General features: G+C 64.6%; 2 protein-coding genes. Both read right to left on the bottom strand.

The genetic code is table 11. The features are described from left to right. Nucleotides 1-379: beta-ketoacyl synthase N-terminal-like domain-containing protein (locus tag ACWIGI_RS41470; RefSeq protein WP_454209187.1), on the bottom strand; the 379-nt coding region annotated here is incomplete at its 3' end. Nucleotides 380-434: 55 nt separating this feature from the next. Further along, on the bottom strand, nucleotides 435-8,321 hold the full coding sequence (locus ACWIGI_RS41465) for an SDR family NAD(P)-dependent oxidoreductase (RefSeq protein ID WP_454209186.1): 7,887 nt from the start codon (nucleotides 8,319-8,321) through the stop codon (nucleotides 435-437). Nucleotides 8,322-8,345 lie beyond the last annotated feature (24 nt).

Here is an 8,345-nt window from a genome sequence, read left to right as displayed (position 1 = left end):
ACAACCGCTGCTGCGGATCCATCGCCAACGCCTCACGCGGACTGACACCAAAAAAACCAGCATCGAAATCCGCAGAGTCATAAAGAAACCCACCATTGCGGGTGTAAACCTTGCCGGAGGCCTCAGGATTGGAGTCGTACAAGGCCTCCATATCCCATCCTCGGTCGATCGGGAAGTCGCCGATCGCGTCGACACCGCCGGATACCAACTCCCACAGCCCTTCCGGTGACACGACCCCACCGGGAAGACGACACCCCATACCGACCACGGCGATCGGCTCCCGCGCCGTCTCCTCTACCTCGTGGAGACGCTGGCGCACCCGTCGCGCGTCGGCGATCGAACGCTGCAGGTACTCTCGGAGCTTCTTTTCTTCACTCACAACAAACACCTCGAAATCAGCACTGAGTATTCAGTATTCAGCGAAAATATTCTGTTCAGGAAAGACCGGGAATATCGTCGAATCCGCTGTCGACGAGCGCGAAGAGATCCTCGTTACTCGCGGCTTCCAGATCTTCGTCGGCATCGACCGGAAGAGACCCGGCATTCAAAATCGAAGCCAGAGAACGTAGCCGGTCCGCTACTTGCATTCGTACTGTTCGATCCGACGACAGCGAACGGAATGCGGATTCGAGCCTGTCGAAGTCCAGGAATACCTGGGACTCGGCCGAGGGCAGAATCTGTGCGGTGAGATACCGGGCCAGGGCCGCTGGTGTGGGATGGTCGAAGATGGTGGTGACCGGCAACCGGATCCCGGTCGCGGTGTTGAGCCGATTGCGCAGCTCTACCGCGGTCAGTGAGTCGAACCCGATGTCGGTGAACGCTCGCGAGGGTGCGATTCCGGTTCCGCCGTCGTATCCCAATACCGCTGCGGCCTGGGCCAGAACCACCTCCAGGACCAGCGAGTCGGCATCGGACTCCGACAGCCCGCTCAATTGTTGGGACAGAGTCGATTCGGTGGGCGATCCCGGGGTCGCCGACCGTCGGACGGATCCGCGAACCAAGCCACGGAACAATGCCTGGACCGGTCCGCTGTGCTGATGTGCGCGGGCCAGAGTTGCGGGATCCAAATGGACCGGGACCAGTACCGGGTCGTCGTGCTGACCTGCGGCATCGAACAACATCAATCCCTCGACTGTGGACAGAGCGCGGATACCCGACCGCTTCATCCGTGCCAGGTCGGTGTGCTCGAGGGTGCCGGTCATCCCGCTGTCCTGCGTCCACAGACCCCATGCCAGCGCTTGCCCGACCATGCCACGGTCGCGGCGGTATCGCGCCAGCGCGTCCAGGAACGAGTTCGCCGCCGCGTAGTTGGCCTGTCCAGGCCCACCCATGATCCCGGACATCGAGGAGAACAACACGAATGCCGACAGGTCCAAGTGCGCGGTCAGCTCGTGCAGGTTCCAGGCACCTTCGATCTTCGGCGCCAACACCCGATCGACCTGGTCGGGTGTCATCGACTCGATGACACCGTCCGCGAGCACACCCGCCGCGTGCACCACTCCGATCAAGGGCCGTTCGGGCGCAATCGCCGATATCACGGCCGCCAATGCTTGCCGGTCGGCGACATCGCATGCGGCGACGTCAACCACCGCACCCAGTCCGGTCAGCTCCGACACCAATTCCGCGACCCCGGGCGACCGGGAGCCTCGACGACTCACCAGCACCAGACTCGATATGCCGTGCACGGTCACCAGATGCCTGGCTACCAGCGCGCCCAGCCCACCCGCACCACCGGTGATCAACACCGTCCCGTTCGGATCCCACGACCGCAGCCGATCCGGGTCCGCGGTCGGCACGCCCACCCGGACCAACCGAGGTACCGACACCGCCCCGGCACGAACCCGCAACTCGGGCTCGTCCGCGACGAGTGCGGCCGGGAGCGCATCCCACGAGGATTGTCGATCGTCGATATCGAGCAGGGTGAAACGACCCGGATGCTCGGCCTGCGCCGAGCGCATCAAGCCGAAAATCGACGCATCGAGCAGATCGCTCACACGCGCGACGGTCGCGTGATGCGTTGCGGCAGAGGCAGATCCCTCCTCTCGACGGGTTTGGGTGCCGACTATGAACCGGGTGTCGGTGAATCGGTCCTCCGCGAGCCAGCCCTGGATCAGCTCCAACACCCGATGGATGGATTTGCGGGCCTCGTGCGTGACCTCGGCGGAATTGGAGTCGGCCGAATCTGTCCACACGACAACGGCTTCCGGCGCGAGGACGCCGGTGGTGATCTCCGCGGCAACTGTCTCGAGGTCAGGGTAATACCGGGTCTCGACACCCGAGGGAATCAGTTGGGAACGCTCAGCGCTGTGGTCGACCACTGCCCACCAGCCGTGACTGGTCGCCATCGGTGCCGTGGCCGAAGCGGAAGTCCAGTCGACCCGGAACAACGACTCACGAACCCCCGTATTCGAATCCGGGCGCAGTTGTTCGGCGGTTACGGGGCGCACTGTCAGCGAGCCGATCGCCGCCACCGGCGCGCCGGTTTCGTCGGCCACCGCGATCGACACCGCGTCCGTCCCGAGCGGGGACAATTGCACCCGCAACACCTCGGCGCCGCTGGCGTACAACTGCACTCCAGCCCACGAGAAGGGCAGTCGCCCACCGGCATTGTCGATCTGCGGCTCCGCACCCAGCGCGTGCAACGCGGCATCCAACAGTGCTGGGTGCAATCCGAATCCGGATCCGTCCGAGCTCGAGTCCTTCGGCATGCTGACCTCGGCGAACAAGTCGTCGCCCCGTCGCCACACTCGCCGCAGGCCCTGGAAGGTGGGACCGTACTCGAAGCCGTTCTCAGCGAGCCGGTCATACAGCTCACCGATCTCGACGGTGACGGCCTCGGCCGGCGGCCACACGACCAAATCCGCCGGTACTCCGATCACCGCATCGCCGAGCATGCCCTGCGCGTGCGGAATCCATGCCCCGGCCCGGGGTTCACCTGAGGGTGTCTCGGAGCGTGAGTAGATGTTCAGTGCGCGGCGACCATCCTGGTCCCGGCCACCGACCACCACCTGGACCTGCACACCCTGCGACCCCGCAAACACCAGCGGCGCTTGGAGAGTCAACTCCTCCACCGAAACAGAACCCACCTGATCACCCGCAAACACCGCCAACTCCACGAACGCGGTCCCAGGCAACAACACCACCCCGAACACCGCATGATCGACCAACCACGGATGCGAACGAACAGACAACCGACCCGTGAACACCACACCATCAGAACCCGCAAGCTCAGTCCCCGCACCCAACAACGGATGCTCGGCGACATTCAAACCCGCTGCGGTGACATCGCCTGTAAAAGTCGGCGTGTCGATCCAAAATCGTTGTCTGTCAAAGGCATAGGTAGGTAGACCAACCCGGCGACCACCCGTGATGATCTCCTCCCACCGCACATCCACCCCGGCGGTGAAGGCTCGCGCCACTCCCTCGAGCAACGACTCGATCTGGGGACGATCACCTCGCTGAGTTGCGACGAACGTCGCACTCGAACCGTCGCCCGCGCAGCTCTGGCCGAGAGTGGTCAGGGTTGCGTCCGGACCCAACTCCACGAACCGGGTCACTCCCTGCTCCTCGAGCCAACGCACCCCGTCCAGGAACCGGACCGACTCCCGGACATGAGCTACCCAGTACGCCGGCGAGCACAACTGCTCCGTGCTCGCCTGCGACCCGGTCACATTCGACACCACCGCAATCCGCGGCGCGTGGAACGACAACCCCGCCGCGACCTGCTCGAACTCCTCGAGCATCGGATCCATGCACGCCGAATGGAAACCATGACTCACTCTGAGGCGCTTGGCTTTACGCCCCTGTGCCTCCCACTCGGAGACACGGTCGTAGACCGCCGCGTGCTCCCCCGAGATGACCACCGCGTTCGGACCGTTCACCGCCGCAATAGCGACAAGGTGTTCATAGCCGACCAGCAGCTCCGCCACGTCGGATTCACTGCCCTGCAAGGCGACCATGACCCCGCCCTCGGGAAGGGCTTGCATCAACCTGCCCCGCGCAGCCACCAACACACACGCATCAGACAAGTCCAACACCCCCGCCACGTGCGCGGCAGCGAGCTCACCGATCGAATGCCCCATCACGAAATCCGCACGCACACCCCACGACTCGAGAAGACGGAACAACGCCACCTCGACCGCGAACAACCCCGACTGGGTGAACACCGTCCGATCCAACAACCCGTCCACATCAGGTGCAGCGAACACCACCTCCCGCAACGAGCACCCCAACAGCGGATCCATCACCGCACACACCGCATCGAACGCCTCAGCGAACACCCGATACGCCGCATGAAGCTCACGCCCCATCCCCGCGCGCTGACTCCCCTGACCCGAGAACACGAACGCCGTCGCACCCGGCACCAGCGCGCCCCGCACCACACCAACCGCATCCCGGCCTTCAGCGACCGCTCCCAGACCATCCAGAAGCTGTTCTCGATCCGCACCCAAGGCCACCACGCGATGCTCGAACACCGACCGCGTGGCTGCGAGAGAGTACCCGATATCGGTCAGGGCAAAGGTTCCGTTGCTAGCCACAAACTCACGCAATCGCCTGGCCTGGCCCCGCAGGGCCTGCGGTGACTTCGCTGAGATCATCCACGGCACAACGGCATCCGATTCAGCGCCGTTGGCTGTTCCTCGGTCGGTCTCGGCCATCAGTGTGGATTCCGTGGGTGCTTGTTCGAGGATCACGTGTGCGTTGGTGCCGCTGATCCCGAACCCGGACACCGCCGCACGACGAGGTGAACTCGTCTCGGGCCACGCCTGGGATTCGGTGAGCAACTCCACCGCCCCCGAGGCCCAATCCACATGCGGGGACGGAGCATCCACATGCAACGTCGCCGGCAGCACGCCATGGCGCATCGCCATCACCATCTTGATCACACCCGCCACACCCGCGGCAGCCTGCGTGTGACCGATATTCGACTTGAGCGAACCAAGCTTCAACGCCCGACCCTCGACGCGATCCTGCCCGTAGGTTGCCAACAACGCCTGAGCCTCGATCGGATCACCGAGGGTGGTGCCGGTGCCGTGCGCCTCGACCGCGTCGACGTCGGAAGGCGACAGCCGGGCGTTGGCCAGCGCCGCGCGAATCACCCGCTGCTGCGAGGGACCATTCGGTGCGGTCAACCCATTGCTGGCACCGTCCTGATTCACCGCCGAACCCCGCACCACCGCCAACACCTCATGACCGTGACGGCGGGCATCGGACAACCGCTCCAACACCAGAACACCCACACCCTCACCCCAACCCACACCATCAGCAGACGCCGAAAACGCCTTACACCGCCCATCCGCCGACAAACCCCGCTGACGCGAAAACTCCACAAAGGTCGTCGGAGTCGCCATGACGGTGGCACCGCCGGCCAACGCCAGCGAACATTCCCCACCACGCAACGCTTGCACCGCAAGATGCACCGCCACCAGCGAGGACGAACATGCCGTGTCGACGGTGACGGCAGGGCCCTCCAAACCCAGGGCGTAGGACACCCGCCCCGAGGCCACGCTGCCCGACATACCGGTGCTCAGATAGCCTTCGACCTCGGTTGGGATTTGGGCGATTACGCCGGAGCCGTAGTCGTGGTACATCAGGCCGGTGAACACACCGGTCTCGCTACCGGCCATCGAACGCGGATCAATTCCCGCCCGCTCCAACGCCTCCCACGAGGTCTCCAACAACAACCGCTGCTGCGGATCCATCGCCAACGCCTCACGCGGACTGATACCGAAGAACTCGGCGTCGAAATCGGCTGACTCGTAAAGGAACCCGCCAGAACGCGTGTAGGTCTTACCCGACGCGTCCGGATCTGCGTCGAAGAGGTTCTCGTCCCAGCCTCGGTCGATCGGGAACTCCCCGATCGCGTCCACGCCACCGGACACCAAGTCCCACAGATCCTCCGGCGAAGCCACACCGCCGGGGAAGTGACATCCCATCCCCACCACGGCAATGGGGTCGAGGTCGTTCAAGGATGGCGGCGGTGTGGTGGTTCTGACCTGGGCGCCGAATACTTGCGCGGCGAGGTGTCGAGCCAACGCTTCTGGTGTGGGGTGATCGAAGATGGTGGTGACCGGCAACCTGATCCCGGTCACGGTCGTGAGCCGATTCCGCAACTCGACCGCGGTCAACGAATCGAACCCGATATCGGTGAACGCACGGCCGGTGTCGACATCGGCACCTACGCCGTGCCCCAGTACCGCCGCTGCCTGTGCCTGTACCAAATCGAGAATCGCAGCGCGCGCTTCGGATTCGGGCAGTCCAGCCAAACGCGCCGCCAGCGCGGTCTCACTGCTTGCGATGCTCCTGCTCGCGAAACGCCGCACCGCGCCGCGGATCAGGCCGCGCATCAAAGCCGCCACCGACCCGGTCGTGTGATGTGCTCGGGTCAACGCGGCGATATCCAGGCGAACCGGCACCAGCACCGCGTCTTCGCGTGTGCCGCAGGTGTCGAGCAATGCCAGTCCCTCAGCGGCGGAGAGTGCTCCGATGCCAGAGCGCTGGAGCCGTGCCTTGTCGGTCAGGTCCAGCTCACGAGTCATTCCCTCGTCCCGTGCCCACATCCCCCACGCCAGCGACTGGGCAGCCAACCCCTGTGCCCGCCGATGGCGTGCCAACGCGTCCAAGAACGAGTTCGCCGCCGCGTAGTTGCCTTGTCCGGCACTACCCACAACTCCGGAGATCGACGAGAACAGTACGAACCCAGACAGATCCGAGTCCCGGGTCAGCTCGTGCAGATTCCATGCCCCCTGCGCCTTGGGACCCAACACGCGATCGATCTGAACAGGAGTCATCGATTCGATGACACCATCGTCGAGCGCGCCAGCCGCGTGAATCACCCCGGTCAGAGGATGTTCGGCCGGGATCGCACCCAGCACTGCTGCGAGGGCTTGTCTATCGGCGAGATCGCATGCGACAGCCTCGGCGACGGCCCCGAGTGCAGCCAGCTCGGCCAACAACTCGGGCACGCCCTCGGCCGCAGGTCCCCTGCGGTTCAGCAAGAGCAGACGTGTGACTCCGTGCGCGGTTACCAGATGCTTGGCTACCAGCACACCCAGATCCCCAGTACCGCCGGTGATCAGCACGGTTCCCTCGGGTTCCCACATGGGGGATTCGATTGCCTGATCAGATCCCGACAGACTCGCTCGGACCAGTCGTGGCACCGATACCGCCCCGGAACGAACCCGCAGCTCGGGCTCATCGGCGACAAGTGCGGCCGGGAGCACGTCCCACGAAGACTGATGATGATCGGTATCGAGCAGGGTGAACCGGTTTGGATGTTCGGATTGCGCCGAGCGCACCAACCCGAACACCGCCGCGGCCACCACAGCCTCCAGTCCCGAATCCTCGAAGTGATCGGCGGTGGTAACGACAAGTCGAGAATCGGCGAATCGTTCGTCCGCGAGGAAGGATTGCAGCGCCGCCAACGTCTCATGGGTCACCTCGCGAACCCGGTCTGCGACACCGGCGAGGTCAGAGCAGCTGGTATCCAATGACACCACCACGACCGACGGAGCGGTGCTCTCGGAGGCAAGGGTCTCGAGGTCGGTGCGGAACCACGCGTCGACACCCGCCGGAATCACCAGTGATGGTTTGACATTCGGGCGTGCATCGACCAATGCCCACCAGCCTTCGTCAACGAGGGTCGATGTCGTGGTCGGCGCGGGGACCCAGTCGACTCGGAACAGCGACTCGCCCCCGCCGGTACTCGAATCTCGACGCAGTTGTTCGGCGGTGACAGGGCGCAGGGTCAGTGACCCAACCGTCGCCACCGGCGCGCCGGTCTCGTCGGCCACCGTGATCGACACCGCGTCCGGTCCGGACGGAGAGATTCGCACCCGCAGCATCTCGGCGCCACTGGCGTACAACTGCACCCCAGACCACGAGAAGGGCAGCCTTCCAGACGAGCCCTCGATCAAGTACTCCACGCCGAGCGCGTGCAACGCCGCATCCAACAATGCCGGATGCAACCCGAACCCGGACACATCCATCGATGCAGCGAAATCCTGATTGTCGGGGATGCCGACCTCGGCGAACACGTCGTCGCCCCGTCGCCACACTCGCTGCAGGCCCTGGAAGGTGGGACCGTACTCGAAGCCGTTCTCGGCGAGCCGGTCATACAGCTCACCGATCTCGACCGTGACGGCCTCGGTCGGCGGCCACACGACCAAATCCGCTGGCGTGCTTGTCTCAGCATCACCCAGCACGCCTTGCGCGTGAGGAATCCACGCAGCCCCGGCATCGGGTTCACCCGAGCGTGAGTAGATGTTCAGTGCGCGGCGACCATCCTGGTCCCGGCCACCGACCACCACCTGGACCTGCACACCCTGCGACCCCGCAAACACCAG

This window comes from Nocardia sp. NPDC055321 (assembly GCF_053645575.1).
The sequence above is the reverse complement of the archived record's forward strand: the minus strand, read 5'-3'. Positions and strand labels throughout refer to the sequence as shown.